The following is a 21,399-nucleotide window of genomic DNA, read 5'->3' as shown; positions in this document are numbered from 1 at the left end:
CACGGCTTCATTGATGTGCATGGTATAGGCAGTTGTACTGCGAGGGTTACACCTTTCAGAACATCAGTTGATTCTAATCAACTTTATTTTGAAGCAAAACGAACATCCGAACAATTGCTATTTGCTGTAGATGTCTTATCAATATCATGACGATTGCTTTATTTTGGTTTAAAAAACTACAAAATATCTATGTTTATTGAAAAAATGGCTAGAAAGAGCGCATTTTTTGAGAATCTTCCAATTTTCGGATTGCTTTGTTTTCTTGTTGCTTTGCTGATTGTTGCTGAGTGAAATCGAGCGCTTGCTTGAAAAGGCGCATCGACTTTGCGCAATAGTTCGAGGCAGTTGTAGCGGGAAGGAACACGCCAATGGCATGGTTGCCGCTGGCGCGGCGGCACGGGTGCTTGGCTGCGGCGAGTGGTTTGCCCATCCGGTTTTTGCTGGATAACTTGATGAATAAAATGAATTAATTCGGTTTTGACGTCTGGGGGCGGGGATGGGGAGACGGTGCTGGGCGCCGCCGCTTGCGTCAAGACATTTGCTATATCAGCAGAGCCGAGGGCGGCCGGTAGAGTATCATAATATGAAATCTGAGCAGCCAAATCGTTTTCGAAAACGAACAAAAATATTTCAAAACGAACATTATTTGGTTGGTTTCCAACATGTCACTAGCGTTCAAACGATCGTTTTTCTATTATCCATATGATTTATATGATGTTTTTTATTGTTTGTTATCGCGCTTGCCATCCGCCTAAGAGCCTGTTCAACGTCAACCAGGCAAGGCCTTGCCGCCGAAGAAGCGGAATACGCAAGGGGCGCATGGGCGCTCTGAAGCCGGTTTCAAGGCCTCGCTCGGACCGTCCCGCTGACGCGCGGCAGGCGGTGAATCGCCTCTTAGGAGCGGCAAACACTCAAGTTTTACGGCTGAAGCAAGGCGCGCCAACGCCGGCGCGACGGGAATCGCTCAAGTCGGCGTACGCGGCATCGGGGTTGCTTGGCCGCGCTAGCGGTTCAAGACCGCGCGATTAGGGGCAAGGCCAGGCGCGGCGGTCTCAAGGGCGGAAGGCGCCAGGGACGCATGCGCATCCTCAAACCGCGATTGCTGTGCCGCGTCCCGTCTGGCGCGGCGGCTCTTCAATGGCTGCGCAATAGGCTGTCAACGTCTCGCGAGCCGGAGCGAGACAGGGCGGAAACCGTTGAGAAAGCGGGATGCGCGCGCGGTGCGTCAGCATTTCGAAGCGGCGCTCGCCGCGCCGCGTCTTGTAAAGCGCGGCAGGCTTTGAACCGGATCTAAGGAGAGCCGGCGGCTGAGCCGCGGCGGAGACGGCAAATCCATTGCCGGGCATGTTGTAAAAAGAAAGGCTTGAGCGAAAGCGTGCCAAGGAAAGGCTTGCGTTTGATAGTTATCAAACAACAATGATGCAATACGAACATAAAATTTTCGTGAATCAACAATCAGGGCAAGCGCAGACGCGGGAACCAATCAAGGATGACAGCCAACCAAGCCAATGCCGGAAGCAGGCTGGGCCGGGCAAAATCCGGCAAAACCTGAAAACGGCATCAGCAGTTGATAGGCATTGCATCAAGATGGACCCGCGGCTGGCGGCGTTGCCCAAGCTCGCGAAATGAAAAACATGAATCACGCCTCCACACTCGCCTACGTCGCGGCAGAAGCCGCCGCCAAACAGACCGTGCTGCGTCAGCACCCCGGCCGCTATCTATTGAGCGCCGGCATGGCCGGCGCGCTGATCGCCGTGGTGCTCAGCGTCAGCCTCAAGCTGGGCCAGGTCTTCTTCGCCGTCGGCTCCCCCGGCTACTACATCGCCGTGGCCGGCTTCTTCGGCGTGGCCCTGGTCAGCATCATCGTCTGCAAGCTGGAACTGTTCACCAGCAATGTGATGTACTTCAGCGTGGGCGTGCTCAGCGGCGACTGCCGCGTCTGCAACCTGCTGCGCAGCTGGACCATGGTCTACCTGGGCAATCTGCTGGGCGTGTTGCTGTTTACCGCCGTGTTCGCCGGCGCCGGCGGCATGGGCAGCCTGCCGGCCGACCACCTGCTGTTCAATGTGGCCGCGCACAAAGTGCACGCCGGCGGCTGGGAAATCTTCTGGAAGGGCGCGCTGTGCAACTGGGTGATCTGTCTGGCGGTATGGGTGCCGCTGCGCATGGCCGGCGACGCCGCCAAGATGCTGATGATCCTGCTGCTGGTCTTCGTGTTCTTCTTCTCCGGCTTTGAGCACAGCATCGCCAATATGGCCTTCTTCTCACTGGCCCTGCTGCACGGCATGCAAGGCCTGGACGCCGCCGCCATCCTGCACAATATGATTCCGGCCACCCTGGGCAATATCGCCGGCGGCGCGCTGGGCGTGGGCCTGGTGGTTTACCTGCTGGAGCGCCACACCCTGCCGGCGCGGCGCGAAGCCGCAAAACCGGCCGCGGCGGCGCTTGGAACGAGTGTTTGATGTTCGTTTTCGAATGTAATGCGCCGGCTACAATGACGGCGTGTTGATGTGGTTTTTCATGGCATTGAAAATAAAGCGTTTTTTAAGAGATTTTGCCGCCGACTCGGGCGGGGCCGCACGCGCGTTTTAGTCTGTGGCAGTTGATCTTTATCAAACGATTTTTTTCGAAACCGAATGTACAATATGTTCAGTACTCAACATTTACTGATAGTTACTAGGAGGCACACATGGATGCTCTGAATCGTGACGCGACTCAAGCCAACCCCTGGCGCGATTTCACCGGCGGTGAATGGCAAAGCAAGGTGGATGTCCGCAACTTCATCCAGCTGAACTACAAGCCGTTTGAAGGCGACGCCAGCTTCCTGGCGCCCGCTACCGCGCGCACCCAAAAGCTGTGGGACACCCTGAGCGAGTTGCTGAAAGAAGAACGCGCCCGTGGCGTGCTGGATGTAGCCGCTGACCGCGGCAGCTCCATCACCGCGCATGACGCCGGCTACATCGACCAAGCCAGCGAAGTCATCGTCGGCCTGCAAACCGATGCGCCGCTCAAGCGCGCCATCATGCCCAACGGCGGCCTGCGCATGGTTGAGAACGGCCTGGAAGCCTTCGGCTTCAAGCTGGACCCGGTCATCAAGGACGTGTGGACCCACTATCGCAAGAGCCACAACCAGGGTGTGTTCGACACCTACACCCCGGACATCATGGCCGCGCGTAAATCCGGCGTGATCACCGGCCTGCCGGACGCCTACGGCCGCGGCCGCATCATCGGCGACTACCGCCGCGTGGCCCTGTACGGCACCGACTTCCTGCGCGCCGAACGCCAAAAAGTATTCCATGAGCTGGACGACGCCGTTTTCAACGAAGACGTGCTGCGCCTGCGCGAAGAACTGTCCGAACAATTCCGTGCGCTGGACGAACTGAAGCAGATGGCCGCCAAGTACGGCTTCGACATCAGCCGCCCGGCCGTCAACGCCCGCGAAGCGGTGCAGTGGACCTACTTCGCCTACCTGGCCGCCGTGAAAGAACAAAACGGCGCCGCCATGTCCTTCGGCCGCGTCGCCACCTTCCTGGACGTCTACATCGAGCGCGATCTGGCCTCCGGCGCGCTGACTGAAGAACAAGCCCAGGAAATGATCGACGACCTGGTGATCAAGCTGCGCATCGTGCGCTTCCTGCGCACCCCGGAATACGATCAACTGTTCTCCGGCGACCCGACCTGGGTGACCGAATCCATCGGCGGCATGGGCGAAGACGGCCGCACCCTGGTGAGCAAGAGCAGCTTCCGCTTCCTCAACACCCTGTACAACCTGGGCCCGGCGCCGGAACCCAACCTGACCGTGTTGTGGTCCACCCAGCTGCCGCGCGGCTTCAAGGACTTCTGCGCCAAAGTGTCCATCGACACCAGCTCCATTCAGTACGAAAACGACGACCTGATGCGTCCGCACTGGGGCGACGACTACGGCATCGCCTGCTGCGTGTCCGCGATGCGCATCGGCAAGCAAATGCAGTTCTTCGGCGCCCGCGCCAACCTGGCCAAAGCCATGCTCTACGCCATCAACGGCGGCGTGGATGAAAAGTCCGGCGTGCAAGTGGCCAAGGGCTTTGAGCCGATCAAGAGCGACGTGCTGACCTACGACGAACTGATGCCCAAGTTCGACCTGCTGATGGACTGGCTGGCCGCGACTTACGTCAAGGCGCTGAACTGCATCCACTACATGCACGACAAGTACGCCTACGAACGCATCGAAATGGCGCTGCACGACCGCGACATCCTGCGCACCATGGCTTGCGGCATCGCCGGCCTGTCCGTGGCCGCCGACTCCCTGTCCGCCATCAAGCATGCCAAAGTGCACATCATCCGCAACGAAGCGGGCCTGGCGGTGGACTACAAGATCGAAGGCGACTACCCGGCTTACGGCAACAACGACGACCGCGCCGACAGCATCGCGGTATGGCTGACCGAAACCTTCATGGACAAGATCAAGGCCCAGCCGCACTTCTACCGCAACGCCATGCCGACTCAGTCCGTGCTCACCATCACCTCCAACGTGGTGTACGGCAAGAAAACCGGCAACACCCCGTGCGGCCGCCGCGCCGGCGAACCGTTCGCCCCGGGCGCCAACCCGATGAACGGCCGCGACGTGAAAGGTTTTGTCGCCGCGGGCGCATCGGTAGCCAAGCTGCCGTATGAAGCCGCGCTGGACGGCATCAGCTGGACCGCCTCCGCCACCCCGGACGCATTGGGCCATAGCGAAGAAGAACGCGTTGCCAACCTGGCCAACTGCCTGGACGGCTTCTCCGACGCCGGCGGTTTCCACGTCAACGTCAATGTGTTCAAGCGCGAAACCCTGATGGACGCGATGGAACACCCGGAGCTGTACCCGCAACTGACCATCCGCGTGTCCGGCTATGCGGTGAACTTCGTCAAGCTGACGCGCGAGCAACAGCTGGACGTGATCAACCGCACCTTCCACGGCAGCATGTAAGTCCAACGCCGCTGGCCACCGCGACGGCCAGCCGGCACAGCGCCAAGCCTCCCTTAGGGGAGGCTTTTTTTATGCGCGCGGCGAGATCGCCAAAATTGTCTACCATGACAAATGTATGTTTTGGGCATGCGGCCATTGCTTATTCTTGTGCATGGCAATGGCCTGTCTTTGAGCGATATGAGCCAGCAAAGGGAAGGGGAATGGGCAAAAACACCATCTGCCTGTGGTACGACCGCGACGCCGAAGACGCCGCGCGCTTCTACGCCGCCACCTTCCCGGACAGCCGCGTCGGCGCGGTGCTGCGCGCGCCCGGCGACTACCCGGCCGGCAAAGAAGGCGATGCGCTCACCGTGGCATTCACCGTGCTGGGCATTCCCTGTCTGGGTATCAACGGCGGCCCAGCCTTCAAACATAGCGAAGCCTTCTCCTTCCAAGTGGCCACCGAAGACCAGGCCGAAACCGACCGCCTGTGGCAAGCCATTGTCGGCAACGGCGGCCAGGCCAGCGCCTGCGGCTGGTGCAAGGATAAATGGGGCCTGAGCTGGCAAATCACCCCGCGCGTGTTGACCGAGGCGCTGGCCGATCCAGACCGGGCCGCCGCCAAGCGGGTGTTCGACGCGATGATGGAGATGGTGAAGATTGATATTGCGGGGATTGAGAAGGCGAGGAGGGGATAGTTGTTATTTTTCAGGTGGCTGTTGACGGCCAAAAGTGGCTGATTTCGGGCAGCAACACGCCATCGACTCACTCCTGAGCCCAATGCTTTTCTTGTTTCAATTGCGTAGAACGTGTTTACGATCTTGCGAGCAAGAGCGAGACAAGGTGAAAACGGCTGAGAAAGCGGAATGTACAAGTGGTACATGAGCATTTCGAAGGCGTACTCATCGTGTAACGTTCCACGCAGCGCAGCAGATCGTAAACAGGTTCTTAGAAGCGTCAGGCGCCTGCTACAGGAAATTTAAAGGGGCCAGATTGCAGTTGCATGCCTTTCGCCGATCGTTCTTCGAGCAGGACTCACTTCGAATATCCGGCTCGGTCAGTCGAAGCTGGTTATGAAAACCGAGAATAAGCAAGGAGCATGTTGTGGCTATCACCCTCGTTTTGGCTTGCAAACAAAGTGACTTCAACGCACGGCATAGTGGCTCCTGCGAAGGCATTTCCTTTTATTTCTGCATGCGCGCGCTCGACTTGGGTCCGGTGCCGGGACTTGCCGACATGTTGGAACAGCGGAATATCGGTCGGAAGGTTGAGCGCATCATGGCTCTGCAGGACCAGATCTGTGATGGCCTCATGACATCCGGCGCCTATGAAACCGACATTGACGACCAACCGATCAGCGACCCCAGAGGGGGCAACCTTCCCGGTATTCGCAATCAGGGCAAGGCCATCCAGGCGTTTCATAACCTGTACTCACAGGAGGCGCAGACCCTGGGCTGCAAGTCGATTGGAACCTTGTCTTCCTTCTTCGAGGGAGGCTTCGTCCAGTTGCTGACGCACACCATCGAGCTGTTGGTGAGCAGCAGGCGCGGCGCGGCCCTGATCGCCATGCAAAGCGCTACGCCCCACTCTGTGGCGCTTGCCTATGACGGTAGCGATCTCTATTTCTTCGATCCCAATTCTGGCGTTCACACATTGACGAACCTCGCCACGGCAGCGACGGAACTGGAGAACCACCTGATGACCTACTATGCCGTCCCCTCCTGCGTTCACGTCAATATGTTCAAGCTGAACCACTGAAACGAACTTCCCAGTGAACGGTTGGGGACAGGTCCATTTGATGGGCGGACTAGCCGCTTGCGGCCCTCCGCGAGGGACAGCTAGGGGGCGTAAGAGGCCGTAAGCTAAGCAATTATTATTTCAGAAAGCGTCACGCCCCAAAGCAAGCCCCGGCCAAAGCCGGGGTTCGTTCTTCCTTACTTCTTCTCTATCCGCCGCACTGAGCGGTTTTCCATGCTCTTGCGTTTGATCTGTGCCCGCTGCTGGCGATGCCGTTCGTCAATGTCCTCGCACCCGTCCACCTTGCGCGCGGCCTGCGTGAGCATGGTTTTCAGATGCTTGAAGAAGCCCGCCTGGTAGCCGCGCTGCTGCAGCCTGCGGAAGTCGATGCCGCGGCTCAGGAGGCTTTTTTATGCGCGGCTGTTTTGGATCAATGCCGCAAAAAATGCCTATGTGCTATAAAGTGGTCTAATTTATACGTCATTACTTCTGGTCGGGTGGCCGCCGAAGACCAGGCCGAAACCGACCGTCTGTGGCAAGCCATCGTCGGCAACGGCGGCCAGGCCCGCGCCTGCGGCTGGTGCAAGGATCAATGGGGCCTGAGCTGGCAAATCACGCCGCGCGCGTTGACCGAGGCGCTGGCCGATCCGGACCGCGCCGCCGCCAAGCGGGCGTTCGACGCGATGATGGGGATGGTGAGGATTGATATTGCGGGGATTGAGAGAGTTCGGAGGGGGCTATGACTTGAAGAGTGACTAACTTGTGTGCAGGTTTTATTTTTGTCTTTCAAATATATGGTTTCGTTATTCTTTTGATAGGGTGGTGAGGGTGTATATGTGCGATGTGTCAGTAGAAAGGCAGGGCGGGGTTTGAATTTTATTGTGGTCATCCAATTTTTTGAAAATGTTGCAGCTCGAACTAATATGTGGCAAGAATATGAATAATAAAGCAGGGCCAATCAAATTTGTGGCTCATAGTAAACGTGTTATAGATCTCGCGAGTCAGTATGGTTGGAGGCCAGGAGCTCGGTATACAAACACAAGAGATGTTCGTCACACTAATTTCGCCGGAGTTGGTTTTCTTGATATTCAATGGAAGCGATATGATTTCAATCGCCATCTTGATGCAGTAGTGAAGCTGCGTCCATTCATGACTGTTGCGCGCGATATTGAATCAGTTTTGCAGCTTGATGATATATTGCGAGAGGCAATGGAACTCAAGCGACATGCAGTACATGTGGTGCTAGTACCTAAAGACCCTAAGCTCCATGGTCGTTTTGAAGAGCTTCTTCCGAAGCCGTTTATCTTAGGTTTTAGTGTGCCTACACGCTATGGGGGTACTCCTCTGGCTCCTGTGAATTTTAATCGGCCGGTGCACCTTTTAGGCGGAAGGCCTGATGTTCAACTTCATTATGCACAAACAATGCCTGTGGCATCTGTGGATTGTAATCGCTTTACACTAGATGCTGCATTTGGAGACTACTTTGATGGGGAGATATTTCGACCACATCCAGATGGAGGCTATGAGCGTTGCCTTAGGGATTCAATAAGGAATATTACCTCTGGGTGGTCTGGGTACGAAGCTGCTGATTTGTCAGGGTTAGGATAAATATTATGGAAAATGATCGTAAAGAATTTTTGATTCAAATGTACAATCAGATGTTTAATGATATTAATCGCCATATTATGGTTGTGTGGCAGTCGGTTGGTGTTCTTGTTGGTGCATTTGCAATATTCTCTTTGGTTGAAAAAAATGTTGTTAGCCTTGATGTGGCTGTTTCTTTGATTGTGCTGCTTTCCGCTTGGCTTATTGCTCATCTTTTAGATGCCGGCTACTGGTATAATCGAAATCTTGTTATTATTGCCAATATAGAGCGCCAGTTTTTGACCAAGGATGATTTAAGGGAAATTCATTATTACTTTGGGGAGCATCGACCTAAAAATAGAATGATCACTCATCTAAGGATTCAAATGGCACTAGGGTTAGGTTTGGTGGTTCTTGTTGTTGGCTATCATGCTTCCAAGCAAGTTTTGCCAAATTTTTTATGTACATCCTGTGCTTTTGAGTTTTCATGCTGGCTCCCTTATTTGATGCTGTTGGCTTCTGCTTGCTATGTGTGGCAGGTGAGCAGAAAGAGCGATGAGAGCTACGAAGAATTCATAAGAAACTCTCCAGGAATTTTGGTTGATACAACCTCAGTTGAGTATGGAGTCGGGCACGGGCATGAAGGCTAGTGGACTTTTTTGTTCTGAAGTTACTTCTGATGGAAGTTGCACTCCTAATTCTGGGTTTAAAGTTGTAATTGAGATGTGTGTTGTCACGAATTAAAAATCTATACGGGGTTATGTGGCATCGTTTTTTAAAGTGTTTTCATGAAGTAAGGAAGAACGAACCCCGGCGTTGGCCGGGGTTCGTTCTTCCTTACTTCTTCTCTATCTTCCGCACCGAGCGGTTTTCCATATTCTTGCGTTTGATCTGCGCCTGTTGCTGGCGGTGTAGTTCGTCAACGTGCTCGAACACGTCCACCTTGCGCGCGGCCAGCGTGAGCATGGCTTCCAGATAGTTGAAGAAGCCCACTCGGTAGCCGCGCTGCTCCGGCTTGCGGAAGTCGATGTCGCGGGTGATGCGCGCCAGCAGGCTTTGGCCGCAATAGCCGGGGTTGTCCTTCAGCCATTGGACGAAGTGCGCGCCGCATTCGCGGCCATAGGCGCAGTCGGCGGCGTAGTCCGGGTGGGCGGCCGGCATCTGCCAGTAATCGGCTTGCGGCCGTCCTGGGCGTCGGGACACGAAGGGGAGCAGGGTTTCGCGCGCTTCCAGCGAGGCTTGGCGATAGCGGCGGCGAGTGGGAAAGGTTTTCGACATGGTGTTTCTCCTGCGCTGACACAAGATAAACCACCTGCCTGTGAGTCGTTGGGTAGGTATAGGCAGGCGCGAGACAGGATTGGCGTACCGAGAAACAAGGAATCGGTGAGCGCTAGGCGCTCTCCCACCACGCACCCGCCAGCCATGCATGAAGTACAGACGTAGAGCGGGTACGGATGAAGGCGCAGACGCGCCTTCATCCCCCTGTTTCGAACGGGACGCCAATCCCGGTGCCGTGAATAACAGCACCCGGCGATTGTTACCGAGTGGGCCGGCAGGGTCAAGCCAGCGGGGACGCGAGAGCAGGGGCTGGCAGGAGGATTTGTCCGTGATTTGAATGTCATGATTCTGCTGCGTTGCGGTATACTTCACTGCCCATTTCATCACTTTATTTTTTGAACGTGTTTACGTTCTCGCGAGCAAGAGCGAGAGCAGGCGAAACCGGCTGAGGAAGCGGAATGTACTCGTGGTATATGAGCATTCCAAAGCGGTACTCACCGTGTCACCTCTCATGCAGCGCAGCAGATCGCAAACAGGTTCTTAAGACAGGGCATTTCTCATGACCACAGTCTCTCTCCCTCCGGAAGCGGTGGGCAGCGCTTTCTCCCTGGACAAAATGATCGTCGCCCGCGACAAAACCATGGCGGCGGTGCGGCGCATCGCCGCGCAGATCCGCCCCGGCATGACCGAACAGCAGGCCAAGGATTTGGCCAAGGCTGAGCTGGAAAGCATGGGCATGGACCGCATCTGGCACGGCATCATCATCCGCTTTGGCCGCAGCACGCTGAAAATCTTCAAGCAGCAGATCGACCCGGACAATGTGCTGCTGGACGACGACATCTTTTTCATTGATCTGGGCATTGTCTGGGACGGCCATGAGGGCGACGCCGGCGATACCTTCGTGGTCGGCGACAACGCGCGCAAGCAGGCCTGTGCGGAGGCGGCGCGCCAGCTGTGGCAGGAGGTGGCGGACAAATGGCGGCGCGATCGCCTGGCCGGCCCAGCCTTGTACCAGTACGCGGCGGAGCGCGCCGAGGCAATGGGCTGGCGGCTGAACCTGGACATCAAGGGCCACCGGGTATCGGACTTTCCGCACGCCATTTACAAGGCCGGCAGCCTGGGCGATTTCGCCCAATGCCCGGACACCGGTTTGTGGATTCTGGAAATCCAGATTGCCGATCCGTCCGGCGAGTTTGGCGCTTTCTATGAAGACCTGCTGGTGACCGAGGGCTGATCCGGGACGGGCGGCGGCGAGCCGCCCGCCAGCTTTGGCGCTTGGCCGGGGTTTGCGTCCGCGACGCGGGCGAATTGAGAACGGCTAACAAAACCCCCGCAGAGAATCTGAGGCAAGGCGGTATCGCCGACGCGCAGCAGATTATGAACTGGTTCTTAGAACGTGTTTACGATCTCGCGAGCTAAGGCGAGACAAGGCGTTGCGGCTGAGAAAGCGGAATGTACGCGTGGTACATGAGCATTTCGAAGGTGTTTTCAACGCCGTATCGCCGACGCGCAGCAGATCGTAAACCGGTTCTTACTGCACCACGGACCGCACCTTCCAGGCATTGCCTTCCACCGCGGAGATCGTCACGGGCGCTTGCTTCAGATTGCCCTTGGTGTCGAAGCTGAAGTCGGCGCTGACGCCCTGGTAGCGGGTTTGGGCCAGCAGCGGCAGGTATTTGGCCGGTTCCGGCGAGTTGGCGCGCTTCATGGCGTCGGCCACCATCATGACCGCGTCGTAGAAGTGCGGGGCGAACAGGACGACGTTTTGTTGGTAACTGGCCTGGTAGCGCGCTTGAAATGCCTTGCCTGCCGGCCGCGCTTCCAGCGGCCCGCCGGGTACGGCGGAGATGTGGCCAAGCGCATTGGCGCCGGCCAGTTTGATAAAGGTCTCGGTGCTCAGCATGTCGCCGCCCATCAAGGTGGCGCTCATGCCCAGGCGCTTCATCTGGCGCGCCATCGGCGCGGCTTGGGCGTCCGCGCCGCCGTAGAACACGATGTCCGGTTTCTGCGCCTTCAGCGCGGTCAGGATGGCGCTGAAATCGGTGGCCTTGTCATGGGTGTATTCACGCTTGATCGGCGGCTTGCCCAGGCGGGTGATGGATTGGATGAATTCATCGGCAATGCCCTGGCCGTAAGCGGTGCGATCGTCGATGACCGCGATGCGCTGCGCCTTGAGCTGCTGTACCGCATAGCGTCCCAGCGCGCCGCCCACCTGGCTGTCGCTGCCCACCAGACGGAAGGCGGTTTTGTAGCCGGCGGCGGTGTAGGCGGGGTTGGTGGAGACCGACAGCTGCGGGACGCCGGCCTTGGCGTAGATGCGCGAGGCGGGAATGGTGACGCCGGAGTTGAAGTGGCCGATCACCGCTTTGACGCCGGCATCCATCAGGCGTTGAGCGGCTTGCGTGCCGGCTCGCGGGTCCGCCTGGTCGTCTTCGGACCGCAGTTCGAACTTCACTTTTTGGCCGCCTAGGGTGATGGGCTTGGTGTTCAGCTCGTTGATCGCCAGCTTGGCTCCGCTCTCATTGTCCTTGCCGTAGTGGGCTTGCGGGCCGGACAAGGGCGAGGAGAAGCCTATTTTCACCACGGTGTCGGCATGGGCGGGGCTGAGGGCGAAGGGGGTCATCATGCCGCCAAGCGTCAATAGGGCGGTCAGGCTGCGAGGATGCTGCTGTTTCATGCGTGTCTCCTTTGCGCGGCTTTGTTTTGATGGCTGGCCGCGCCATCGTCTCTCATGGCCGGGGGCCGCCAGGCAAGCGCTCAATGCAGCAGGAAGCCCCGGCCAATCAAGTCGTCGGGTTCCAGCGACCAACTGGCTTTGCCGCTGTAGTGGGCGCGCCCGGCCACGCGCACCGTCACCGCGTCATGGCCCGGCAGTTGGGCTTGGCGGACCACCGTGCCGCTGAACAGCGCTCCGGTCAGGCTTTCGAATTCACAGGTTTCCCCTGGCGCGACCAGCCCCTTGGCGTGTCGGACGGCCATGCGGGCGGTGACGCCGGAGCCGGTGGGGCTGCGGTCGACTTCGGCATCGGCAAAAACGCAGACATTGCGGCTGCGGCCATCGGCGGTCCGGTCGCGGCCATCGGTGAGGATGCTGCCGTACAAGAAGCTCAGGTCGTCGGCAACGGGGTGGCGCACCGCGATGGTGTCGCGCACCGCCTGGGTGAGGGCGGAGGCGGCGTCCACCAGTTCGCGCAGGGGGCCAGCCAGCGACACGCCCAGTTTTTCAGCGGCGGCGATCGCATAGAAGGCGCCGCCGTAGCCGATATCGACGGTGATTTCGCCAACGCCCGGCACGCTGACGGGCAGGTCCAGGGCAAAGGCGAAGGCGGGCACGCTCTCGAACTGCACGGCGCCGGCCTTGCCGTTCTGGATTTCCACCAAGGCTTCCACCAGGCCGCATGGGCATTCGATGCCCACCCGCGTCAGCGGCGCCACGGCGGGCACTTTGCCGCTGTCCACCGCAAAGCGGGCCAGGGCGATCACGGCATGCCCGCACATGGTGCTATAGCCTTCGTTGTGGGTGAACAGCACGGCGAGGTCCGCGTTTGGCATGGAGGGCTGCACCAGCACCGCGCCATACATATCGTAATGGCCGCGTGGTTCATGCATGAGCAGGCGGCGCACGGGGTCCAGGCGCTCGCTCATGAAACGGCGTTTGGCCAGGATGTCCGCTCCTTGAATCCTGTCGCCAAGGTTGAGTACGATGCGCACCGGCTCGCCGCCGGTGTGCATTTCCACGGTCTCGATGACAAAATCCGCAGGCAATGGATTCATGTGTTCACTCCTCCTAGTTATCGTCGGGTGCGTTGGCGCACCGTTCGTTTAGACCCGCTAACAAAACCCCTGATCCAGCGTTGCGCCTCCTTGTCGTACGGCTTGTACTGCCTGCGTCGGCGCGCCTTGGCTCAGGTACGCTGCGCGGTTTTGTTAGCGGCTCTTGGCTAACTGGACGTTGCCGCCCGGCTAACCGGCCTTCCAATGCGCCAGCGCGCAGCGCGCCGCCGCCAAATCCCAGGCCGCGGTGCCCACGCTCTTGAACAGCCGCGGGCGCTTGATGTCGTAGCGTCCTGCTATCGCCTCAGCCAAGGGCCGCACGGCGTCCCAGTCCACGCCCGCTTGGATCAGGTCTCCGGCTTCATGCCGCGCTCCGACAGGGTCGTCAGAGAACAGCTGGCTGCCGGCGATGGCGGCCGGCCCGATTTCGGCCATGTCCGGACGAAACGCTCCCACTCCCACCAATAGCCGGTTGCTGCGGGCGTCCTCGTGGTAGATCGGCGCTTTGCTGGTGGTCAGTGTGATCACCACGCCGACATCGTCCGCGACGCGGCCGCGGCATGGCCGTAGCGCTAAGGGAAGGGGGGCGTGCCGGCGGCAGAACTCGGCGCTGTCCGCCATTTCCCGGCCATGCACATCCACGCGGATGTCCGGGAACAGGGCGGCAATGGCTTCCAGATGGCCGGAGGCCTGCTTGCCGGTGCCTATCAGCGCGATGGCGGCCGGCCTGCCGGCGTACAGGCTGTTGATCGCCAACATGGAAATGGCGGCGGTGCGCTGAGCGGTCACCGTGGGGCCGTCAAGAATCAGCAGCGGCTGGCCGGTGAGGGCGTCGTACACGCTGACGATGCCATGGATGGTGGGGAGGCCCTGCTTGAGGTTGTCCGGGCACACGTTGACCAGTTTGTGAATGCCGATATCGTTGGCGCTGGCTGGCATGGACAGCAGCACGGCGTCGCCCCGCAAGGGCAGCACCTGCCGCTCCGGGCTGACGATCCGCCCTGCCGTGTATTCGGCGGCGGCAAGGGACAGGGCCTGACAAAGATCGGCAATCGGCAACAAGCTCTTGGTTGCGGAGGCGGGCAGTACGGGGATGGACATGGTGCTCCCTCATCGATAAGTGGCAAAATTCAGACCAAATCCGCGGTTTGCCCTTGGGGTTTTTGCCGGAATCCATGAAATTGGTCTTAAAATTACCTTGTTATATCGTTAACTTGTTTTGTAAGTTACCAATTTGGAGGCGGCGTCACAAGGGCTTCCGCTGCTGCGGCGGGGGCATGGTCGTAATTGTCACCAATTCACAACAAATTGGTTTTGGGGTAACCAGAATGGATGCCAGTACTCTGGAACAGAGCCACTTTCAGCTGCTTCCCATCTATGAGCAGCTTGCTGAACAGATCCGCAACGGCATTGTTGGAGGGGAGTTTCCTCCTGAGTCGCGGCTGCCCTCGGAAAGAGAGCTCGCCGCCCGTTACCGCGTGAGCCGGCCTGCCGTACGGGAGGCCATTGGCGCTTTGCAGAATCAGCAACTGGTGATGACGCGCCGCGGATCGGGCACCTATGTCTGCCAGGATGCCTTGCAACGGCTGCGGCAAGCCGTGCCCGCAAACGAGCGCGGGCAGGCGGACGACAGTCCGATATCGACGCTGGAAGTTAGGCTGATACTAGAGCCGGCCATTGCCCGCATGGCGGCCAGAAAAGGGCAGCGCGATGAACGGGCGGAGTATTACCTGGCGCAAATGAAGGGGGTCAAAAACATAGACATCCCGGCGCAGCAAGTGCTCTGGAGCGAAAGCGACCGCTTGTTCCACCGGCAACTGGCGGTGATGACCGGCGATGCGCTGATGGTGCGCATCGCGGATGAGGTGGCCAAAGCCATGGCGCAGCCTCTCTGGCAGCGCTTGCGCGACGATGGCATCTATGACGAGGAGCGTATTGGCTTGTACGTTGCGGAACATCAGCTGATTTACGAATCCATCATCATCGGCGATGAGGATGCCGCGGCCTTTTACGTCGAGCAGCATTTGCGACGGGTAAGGCGGGATATCTCCGGCTAAGCCGCCAGCGTATGGATCCGCATGGCTGAACGGCTCCGGCCCCGCAGGCGCGCCCGTCACTGGACAGGGCTGTTTGCGGGGCCGGAGCCGTTCATTCGTATCCTGCCGTCAAGGCCTCACCAGACCGGGCATGGCCAGGCGCTATTCCTCCCGATGCGCTCCCGGATAACGCACTTCTCCCTCCGGTATGCCGCAGCCCCACAGCGAATAGGGGTCGGCCATTTCATTGACGCCTTCGCCGTAACGATTCTCCGCCGGCCGCAGGTGCGCCAGGCAGCAGGCGCCCAGTTCGGTGGCGTAGAGCCCGTGCGCAGTGCTGAGCACGCGGTGGCTCATGCTGTGCTGCGAGGGGAAGGCGATGGTTTGTTGCGCTTCCACGCGGCTGTAGTCCGCGCTCATCTTCACTTGCACCACGCCGTTGAGGGCGTTGGCGCTGGCCATGGACGAGGCCAGCAGATACAGCCGCGGCTCCGGGCCGGCGGCGGGCGGAAAGCCCAGGTGGATGAAGCCGGCGCCGGCGGCCGGGGCGGTGGTGAGCTGGAACCAGTCGATCTCGCCGCCGGCCAGCACGCGGCCGAAGCCGCCGTTGCCGCCGGAGGCGTTGCCCAGCAGCGCGAACCACAGATTGCCGTCCGGCCCCGGCACCATGCCCACCGGGGTGTTGCCGTGTTCGGCGGGGATTTCTATGGCGGCCGGCGCGTCGCCGTTGGCCGGGATGCGGTAGAGCTGGCTGGATTGGTCCAGCGTGGCGTACACGTCGCCGCTGTCCGGGTGGAGCTGGACGAAGATGGGCCGCGGCGGGCAGGGATAGAGAGTGGCGTCCGCGGGCATGAGGCTGTTGATGCGCACGATGTGATGGCTGTCCTTGCAGGAGGTCCACAGGATGTCGCCGTCTTCCGTCACCACGTGCGGGCCGCGCGCCGGCGGCGGCAGCGGCACCCGCTTGAGGATTTTTGGCGGCGTGGTGAGGTCAGACGCTATCGGGTCTATCAGCAACAGCTCGGACTGGAATTGCAGCGTCACCCACAGGCAGCCGGGGTGGGTTTTGGAAACGGCCAGCCCGTGCAGGCCGGAAAACGGGTTGTCGATGACGTGGGACACGGCGGCGCGCGGCTGGCCGCTGTGCGGGTCCACGCGCATTTTGACCAGCGCGCCGGACGGTTGCTGGGAGATCAGCAGCAGGTCCGCCCCGATGGCGGCCACTTCATGGGTTTGGCTGGAGGCGGGCAGCGGATATTCGATCACGCTTTTGAGGGCGAGGCGCAGTGCGTTCATGGCGGTTTACCGAAGGTGTGGAATCCCTTTGGCATAATAGGCGGCGGTCATGACGTTTGCAAAAACGGGGCTTGCCTTGATCCAGCTCAGCCGCGGTCCGGCGCTTGCGAGGCCGGGTTTATGCCCCCGGCGTGTGATGACGATGTTCGTGAACGAGCGGAAATATTGCAGTGCAAGGTAAAACTAACGACTGTTTTAACTAGAACTCCACGTAAATCAAGGGTTTGCCGGGTGGGGGGTGTGGGAGGATGTGGCGTGCGCACATCACAATGTACGCTTTTGACCTGTATCAAACACATATTTTCGTTTTAGAATATAAAATGTGTTCGTAAAATAACATTTGTGTTCGGCTCTGGCGTTTTGGGCTCGCCCCCGTTCGGAACCGCGCACTATGCTTTAAAAGGCGGCCTGTTAAGGGCCGGCCTCTGTCGGCCATAGGAGCACAAACGCATGCCAGATACCCAAACCGCCGTGGACACGGTCCCGCAAGAACACGCCATGTCTCCCGAATCCGTGGTGGGTTACCTGCACTCCACGGAGAGCGGGGCCGGGGTGGATGGGCCTGGCATGCGCTTTGTCTTCTTCACCTCGGGCTGCCAGTTCCGCTGCCTATACTGCCATAACCCGGATACCTGGAAGCTGCACAACGGCCGCCAGGCCACGGTGGAGCAGGCGATGGCGGAGCTGGAGCCGTACGCGCGCTTTTTGAAGTTCGCCGGCGGCGTGACGGTGTCCGGCGGCGAGCCGCTGATGCAGGACGCTTTCGTGGGCGCGCTGTTCCGCGAGGCCAAGCGCCGCTTCGGCCTGCACACGGCGCTGGATACCCAGGGCTTTTTGCATGAGCGGGTGAGCGACGAGTGGTTCGACGCGGTGGACCTGGTGATGCTGGACATCAAGCATTCGGACCCGGAGCGCTATCACGCGCTGACCGGCCAGCCCTTGCAGCCGACGCTGGACTTTGCCCGCCGGCTGCAACGCCTGGGCAAGAAAATGTGGGTGCGTTACGTGCTGGTGCCGGGTTTGACCGACGGTGACGAGGACATCAGCAGGCTGGCGGATTTCGTCGCCGGCCTGGGCAGTGTGGTGGAGCGGGTGGAGGTGTTGCCCTTCCATCAGTTGGGCATGGACAAGTGGCAGAAGCTGGGCATGGAATACCAGTTGGCGGATACGCCGATTCCCACGCCGGAGCAAGTCAAACGTGCCCGCGAGTTGTTTTCCTGTAAAGGCTTGAAGGTGACTTGAACGCCTTCCGGCCGGTGGTTTTTGGCTGGCAGCGTCGCCCGGAGCGGCGCTGCTTGTTTATCGAATTATCTATCATGAATCGCTGATATATTATGACGACATCTTCTGAAATTCTGGTGATCAACTGCGGCAGTTCCTCGCTGAAATTCGCGCTGCTGCCCAAGGGCTCCAGCGAGCCGCTGCTGTCCGGTCTGGCCGAGTGCCTGGGCCTGGCGGATTCGCGCATCATTTTCAAAACCGCGGAAGGCAAGAAGACGGAGTCGCTGAACGGCGGCAGCCACGCTGAGGCGATGGAAGCGCTGACCCGTTTCATGGGCGAGCATGAGTGGCTGGACAGCGTGGTCGCCATCGGCCACCGCATCGTTCACGGCGGCGAGCGCTTCCAGGCGTCCGCGCTGATCACCGACGAAGTGCTGGCCGGCATCGAAGAATGCTGCGCGCTGGCGCCGCTGCACAACCCGGGCCACTTGGTGGGCATCCGCGCCGCGCAGAAAGCCTTCCCCAAGCTGCCGCAGGTGGTGGTGTTCGACACCGCCTTCCATCAGACCATGCCCAAGCCGGCCTATATGTACGCCGTGCCGCAGCGCTTCTACAAAGAATACGGCGTGCGCCGCTACGGCATGCACGGCACCAGCCACCGCTTCATCGCCGGCGAAACCGTGGCCGAGCTGAAGCTGGACCCGGCTAATCACGGCATCCTGATCGCCCACCTGGGCAACGGCGCGTCCGCTTCCGCAGTGAAAAACGGCAAGTGCATGGACACCACCATGGGCATGACCCCGCTGGAAGGCCTGATCATGGGCACCCGTTCCGGCGATATCGACCCGGCCGCGGTGACTTTCATCGCCCGCAAGGAAGGCCTGGATCTGGACGGCATCGACAATCTGCTGAACAAGCAGAGCGGCCTGCTGGGCATTTCCGGCGTGTCCAGCGACTGTCGCGCTCTGGAAGAAGCGGCGGCGGAAGGCAATGTGGACGCGCAACTGGCGCTGGACATGTTCGCCCACCGTCTGGCCCGCCTGCTGGGCGGCCTGGCCACCTCGCTGGACCGCATCGACGCGCTGGTGTTCACCGGCGGCATCGGCGAGAACTCCAGCCTGCTGCGCGAGAAGACCCTGAACCACATGAAGGTGCTGGGCTTCGCCGTGGACGCGGCCGCCAACGAGCGCGCCGTGCGCGGCAACACCGGCGTGATCAGCCAGCCGGGCAGCACCACCGCGCTGGTGATGGCCACCAACGAAGAGTGGATGATCGCCAAGGATACCGCCGACCTGGCCGGTATCTGATAGGACTTCGCGGCGCAAGCCGCGTCCGTATCGCGCGGCCGGCGCTCCGTCGGCCGCCGCCTGATTCTGAACGCCGGGCCGCTTTGCGGCGGCGCGCGCGTCGAAAGTAAAACTCATGACATCGCAACAACCGAAACGAGTGTTTTTCCTGGCTTCCTATGGTTCGGACGCCGGGCTGACCTCCATGACCCTGGGCCTGGTGCACGCGCTGGAGCGCGACGGCATCAAGGTGGGCTTCGTCAAGCCCATCGCGCAGCCCGCCAGCGTGGGCGCCGAGCTGTCCAGCCACTTCGCCCGTCAGCTGTGCAATATCGATGCGCCGGCGTCCATCCCGTTTGCCCGTGCTCAAGCCATGCTGCGCGAAGGCGAGCTGGCCACCTTGATGGAAGATGTGGTGCGCCTGGCGGAACAGGCGCGGGACAATCACGATGTGCTGATCGTAGAAGGCCTGGTGCCGGACAGCGACGCGCAAACCGCCATCCGCCTGAACGCGGAAATGGCCGGCAGCCTGTCCGCGGAACTGTTGCTGGTGCTGTCCGGCGCCGGCCGCGGCGCGCGCGACATCGCCGAATGCGTGCAGCTGGTGCAGCGCCAGTTCGGCGCCGACGGCAACGGCAAGCTGGCCGGCCTGCTGCTGAACCGCGGCGCGGAGTGCGGCAATCTGGCCGGCCTGCGCGCGGAGTTGGCGGCGCAGGGCTGCGCCACGCCGCTGCTGGGCTGCGTGCCTTACGACGCCAAGCTGGACGCGCCGCGCGTGCTGGACGTGGTCAGCGCGCTGGGTTTGAAGATCGAACACGCCGGCCAGATCGAGCAAGCGCGCATGCGCGAAACCGTGGTGGCGGCCCGCACCGTGGAGAAGATGGCCGAACGCCTGCTGCCGGGCACCCTGGTGGTGACGCCGGGCGACCGCAGCGACGTGGTGTTGGCCACCTCGCTGGCCATGCTGCGCGGCGTGCCGCTGGCCGGCCTGCTGCTGACCTGCGGCGAACCGGTGTCCGGCAGCATCCTGCCGCTGATCCAGTCCGCGCGCCAAGCCGGCCTGACCATTCTGTCCACCGAGCGCGACACCTATGAGACCAGCACCATGCTGGCCAATCTGGACCGTCACGTGGCGATGGAAGACGCCGAGCGCATGCAGGCGATGATCGACTTCGTGGCCGAGCGCATCGACACCGCGGTGCTGGTGCAGAAGATCGGCGAGCCGCGCGAAGTGCGCCTGCCGCCGCCGGCCTTCCGCCATCGTCTGATCGAGAGCGCGCGCCGTTCGCAAAAGCGCATCGTGCTGCCGGAAGGCGACGAGCCGCGCACCATCCAGGCCGCCGCCATCTGCCACGAGAAGGGCATCGCCCGCTGCGTGCTGATCGGCGAACCGGAGCGCATCCGCCAGGTGGCGGAAGCCCAGGGCGTGACCTTGCCGGCCGACATTGAAATCCTGGCCCCGAAAGAGGCCGCCGGCCGCTACGTGGCGCCGATGATGGAAATGCGCAAGAGCAAGGGCCTGACCGCGCCGCAGGCGGCGGAACAGCTGGAGGACAGCGTGGTGATCGGCACCATGATGCTGGCCCTGAACGAGGTGGACGGCCTGGTATCCGGCGCGGTGCACACCACCGCCAACACCATCCGTCCGGCGCTGCAGCTGATCAAGACCGCGCCGGGCGCGAGCATCGTGTCCAGCATCTTCTTCATGCTGATGCCGGATCAGGTGCTGGTGTACGGCGATTGCGCGGTGAACCCGGACCCGAACGCGGAACAGCTGGCCGACATCGCCATCCAGTCCGCGGATTCCGCCAGCGCCTTCGGCCTGAGCCCGCGCGTGGCGATGATCTCTTACTCCACCGGCACTTCCGGCAGCGGTTCGGACGTGGAGAAAGTGCGCGAAGCCACCCGCATCGCCAAGGAAAAGCGCCCGGATCTGATGATTGACGGCCCGATGCAGTACGACGCCGCCAGCGTGGAATCCGTAGGCCGCCAAAAGGCGCCGGACAGTGAAGTGGCCGGCCGCGCCAATGTCTTCGTGTTCCCGGACCTGAACACCGGCAACACCACTTACAAGGCGGTGCAGCGCTCCGCCGGCGTGGTGTCGGTGGGCCCGATGCTGCAAGGCCTGCGCAAGCCGGTCAACGATCTGTCGCGTGGCGCGCTGGTGGACGACATCGTCTACACCATCGCCCTGACCGCGATCCAGGCGGACGCGCAGTAAGCGGCGAGAGCGCTTGATCTGAAAACAGCCCCCGGCGCG

19 protein-coding genes are annotated in these 21,399 nt (G+C 60.5%); 13 read left to right on the top strand and 6 right to left on the bottom strand.

The window, feature by feature from the left end:
- Positions 1-176: 176 nt before the first annotated feature.
- Positions 177-623, bottom strand: a complete 447-nt coding sequence (locus NK214_RS10265) for a hypothetical protein (protein ID WP_253314407.1) — start codon at positions 621-623, stop codon at positions 177-179.
- 793 nt (positions 624-1,416) lie between these two features.
- On the opposite strand from NK214_RS10265, the gene NK214_RS10260 reads away from it, so the two are divergent.
- The 8 genes from NK214_RS10260 to NK214_RS10225 all read left to right on the top strand — a co-directional run bounded on the left by NK214_RS10260 (position 1,417) and on the right by NK214_RS10225 (position 8,898).
- On the top strand, positions 1,417-1,629 hold the full coding sequence (locus tag NK214_RS10260; RefSeq protein ID WP_107800125.1) for a hypothetical protein: 213 nt from the start codon (positions 1,417-1,419) through the stop codon (positions 1,627-1,629).
- Positions 1,626-2,462: a formate/nitrite transporter family protein gene (locus NK214_RS10255; protein ID WP_107800126.1), complete on the top strand. Its 837-nt coding sequence runs from the start codon at positions 1,626-1,628 to the stop codon at positions 2,460-2,462. The genes NK214_RS10260 and NK214_RS10255 overlap by 4 nt, the downstream gene beginning before the upstream one ends.
- A gap of 227 nt (positions 2,463-2,689) precedes the next feature.
- Positions 2,690-4,948, top strand: coding sequence for a formate C-acetyltransferase (pflB, locus tag NK214_RS10250; RefSeq protein ID WP_107800127.1), 2,259 nt, complete (start codon positions 2,690-2,692; stop codon positions 4,946-4,948).
- A gap of 200 nt (positions 4,949-5,148) precedes the next feature.
- Entirely contained in the window at positions 5,149-5,625 is a 477-nt protein-coding gene (locus tag NK214_RS10245) for a VOC family protein (protein ID WP_253314406.1), read from the top strand.
- Positions 5,626-6,031: 406 nt separating this feature from the next.
- Positions 6,032-6,685, top strand: a complete 654-nt coding sequence (locus NK214_RS10240) for a hypothetical protein (protein ID WP_253314405.1) — start codon at positions 6,032-6,034, stop codon at positions 6,683-6,685.
- 248 nt (positions 6,686-6,933) lie between these two features.
- Positions 6,934-7,407: a VOC family protein gene (locus NK214_RS10235; protein WP_253314404.1), complete on the top strand. Its 474-nt coding sequence runs from the start codon at positions 6,934-6,936 to the stop codon at positions 7,405-7,407.
- Between the two features lie 193 nt (positions 7,408-7,600).
- Complete coding sequence (locus NK214_RS10230; RefSeq protein WP_253314403.1) at positions 7,601-8,272, top strand: DUF6610 family protein; 672 nt, start codon at positions 7,601-7,603, stop codon at positions 8,270-8,272.
- A gap of 5 nt (positions 8,273-8,277) precedes the next feature.
- On the top strand, positions 8,278-8,898 hold the full coding sequence (locus tag NK214_RS10225) for a hypothetical protein (protein WP_253314402.1): 621 nt from the start codon (positions 8,278-8,280) through the stop codon (positions 8,896-8,898).
- A gap of 187 nt (positions 8,899-9,085) precedes the next feature.
- Here NK214_RS10225 and NK214_RS10220 read toward each other — a convergent pair whose 3' ends face one another.
- A complete protein-coding gene (locus NK214_RS10220; protein ID WP_253314401.1) occupies positions 9,086-9,526 on the bottom strand; it encodes a hypothetical protein in 441 nt (146 codons plus the stop codon).
- A gap of 559 nt (positions 9,527-10,085) precedes the next feature.
- Here NK214_RS10220 and NK214_RS10215 point away from each other — a divergent pair.
- Positions 10,086-10,760 carry a M24 family metallopeptidase gene (locus tag NK214_RS10215; RefSeq protein WP_253314400.1) on the top strand — a complete coding sequence of 225 codons (675 nt, stop codon included), beginning with the start codon at positions 10,086-10,088 and terminating at the stop codon, positions 10,758-10,760.
- A gap of 297 nt (positions 10,761-11,057) precedes the next feature.
- Here NK214_RS10215 and NK214_RS10210 read toward each other — a convergent pair whose 3' ends face one another.
- The 3 genes from NK214_RS10210 to lhpI form a co-directional block, all read right to left on the bottom strand.
- Entirely contained in the window at positions 11,058-12,203 is a 1,146-nt protein-coding gene (locus tag NK214_RS10210) for a branched-chain amino acid ABC transporter substrate-binding protein (RefSeq protein ID WP_253314399.1), read from the bottom strand.
- Between the two features lie 80 nt (positions 12,204-12,283).
- The gene (locus tag NK214_RS10205) at positions 12,284-13,300 is read right to left on the bottom strand and encodes a proline racemase family protein (RefSeq protein ID WP_253314398.1); all 1,017 of its coding nucleotides are present in this window, start codon (positions 13,298-13,300) and stop codon (positions 12,284-12,286) included.
- A gap of 189 nt (positions 13,301-13,489) precedes the next feature.
- A complete protein-coding gene (lhpI, locus tag NK214_RS10200; RefSeq protein ID WP_253314397.1) occupies positions 13,490-14,401 on the bottom strand; it encodes a bifunctional Delta(1)-pyrroline-2-carboxylate/Delta(1)-piperideine-2-carboxylate reductase in 912 nt (303 codons plus the stop codon).
- A gap of 176 nt (positions 14,402-14,577) precedes the next feature.
- Here lhpI and NK214_RS10195 point away from each other — a divergent pair, with 176 nt between their 5' ends.
- Complete coding sequence (locus NK214_RS10195) at positions 14,578-15,357, top strand: FadR/GntR family transcriptional regulator (RefSeq protein WP_253314396.1); 780 nt, start codon at positions 14,578-14,580, stop codon at positions 15,355-15,357.
- Between the two features lie 141 nt (positions 15,358-15,498).
- Here the strand turns inward: NK214_RS10195 and NK214_RS10190 are convergent, their stop codons facing one another.
- On the bottom strand, positions 15,499-16,632 hold the full coding sequence (locus NK214_RS10190) for a hypothetical protein (RefSeq protein ID WP_253314395.1): 1,134 nt from the start codon (positions 16,630-16,632) through the stop codon (positions 15,499-15,501).
- Positions 16,633-17,082: 450 nt separating this feature from the next.
- Here NK214_RS10190 and pflA point away from each other — a divergent pair, with 450 nt between their 5' ends.
- From pflA to pta, 3 genes are all read left to right on the top strand, one after another.
- A complete protein-coding gene (pflA, locus tag NK214_RS10185) occupies positions 17,083-17,874 on the top strand; it encodes a pyruvate formate-lyase-activating protein (protein WP_235087924.1) in 792 nt (263 codons plus the stop codon).
- Between the two features lie 92 nt (positions 17,875-17,966).
- Positions 17,967-19,160, top strand: a complete 1,194-nt coding sequence (locus NK214_RS10180; protein ID WP_043594375.1) for an acetate/propionate family kinase — start codon at positions 17,967-17,969, stop codon at positions 19,158-19,160.
- A gap of 115 nt (positions 19,161-19,275) precedes the next feature.
- Positions 19,276-21,360, top strand: a complete 2,085-nt coding sequence (gene pta / locus NK214_RS10175) for a phosphate acetyltransferase (protein WP_253314394.1) — start codon at positions 19,276-19,278, stop codon at positions 21,358-21,360.
- Positions 21,361-21,399 lie beyond the last annotated feature (39 nt).

The organism is Chromobacterium sp. S0633 (assembly GCF_024158805.1).
Classification (GTDB): domain Bacteria; phylum Pseudomonadota; class Gammaproteobacteria; order Burkholderiales; family Chromobacteriaceae; genus Chromobacterium.
The sequence above is the reverse complement of the archived record's forward strand: the minus strand, read 5'-3'. Positions and strand labels throughout refer to the sequence as shown.

What these genes read in the sequence shown, in the direction of transcription:
- NK214_RS10195 (WP_253314396.1), top strand. Translation starts at nt 14,578, where the DNA reads ATGGTCGTAATTGTCACCAATTCACAACAAATTGGTTTTGGGGTAACC.
- lhpI (WP_253314397.1), bottom strand. Translation starts at nt 14,401, where the DNA reads ATGTCCATCCCCGTACTGCCCGCCTCCGCAACCAAGAGCTTGTTGCCG.
- NK214_RS10180 (WP_043594375.1), top strand. Translation starts at nt 17,967, where the DNA reads ATGACGACATCTTCTGAAATTCTGGTGATCAACTGCGGCAGTTCCTCG.
- NK214_RS10260 (WP_107800125.1), top strand. Translation starts at nt 1,417, where the DNA reads ATGATGCAATACGAACATAAAATTTTCGTGAATCAACAATCAGGGCAA.
- NK214_RS10215 (WP_253314400.1), top strand. Translation starts at nt 10,086, where the DNA reads ATGACCACAGTCTCTCTCCCTCCGGAAGCGGTGGGCAGCGCTTTCTCC.
- NK214_RS10210 (WP_253314399.1), bottom strand. Translation starts at nt 12,203, where the DNA reads ATGAAACAGCAGCATCCTCGCAGCCTGACCGCCCTATTGACGCTTGGC.
- NK214_RS10190 (WP_253314395.1), bottom strand. Translation starts at nt 16,632, where the DNA reads ATGAACGCACTGCGCCTCGCCCTCAAAAGCGTGATCGAATATCCGCTG.
- NK214_RS10255 (WP_107800126.1), top strand. Translation starts at nt 1,626, where the DNA reads ATGAAAAACATGAATCACGCCTCCACACTCGCCTACGTCGCGGCAGAA.
- pflB (WP_107800127.1), top strand. Translation starts at nt 2,690, where the DNA reads ATGGATGCTCTGAATCGTGACGCGACTCAAGCCAACCCCTGGCGCGAT.
- NK214_RS10230 (WP_253314403.1), top strand. Translation starts at nt 7,601, where the DNA reads ATGAATAATAAAGCAGGGCCAATCAAATTTGTGGCTCATAGTAAACGT.
- pta (WP_253314394.1), top strand. Translation starts at nt 19,276, where the DNA reads ATGACATCGCAACAACCGAAACGAGTGTTTTTCCTGGCTTCCTATGGT.
- NK214_RS10235 (WP_253314404.1), top strand. Translation starts at nt 6,934, where the DNA reads ATGCCGTTCGTCAATGTCCTCGCACCCGTCCACCTTGCGCGCGGCCTG.
- pflA (WP_235087924.1), top strand. Translation starts at nt 17,083, where the DNA reads ATGCCAGATACCCAAACCGCCGTGGACACGGTCCCGCAAGAACACGCC.
- NK214_RS10205 (WP_253314398.1), bottom strand. Translation starts at nt 13,300, where the DNA reads ATGAATCCATTGCCTGCGGATTTTGTCATCGAGACCGTGGAAATGCAC.
- NK214_RS10245 (WP_253314406.1), top strand. Translation starts at nt 5,149, where the DNA reads ATGGGCAAAAACACCATCTGCCTGTGGTACGACCGCGACGCCGAAGAC.
- NK214_RS10225 (WP_253314402.1), top strand. Translation starts at nt 8,278, where the DNA reads ATGGAAAATGATCGTAAAGAATTTTTGATTCAAATGTACAATCAGATG.
- NK214_RS10220 (WP_253314401.1), bottom strand. Translation starts at nt 9,526, where the DNA reads ATGTCGAAAACCTTTCCCACTCGCCGCCGCTATCGCCAAGCCTCGCTG.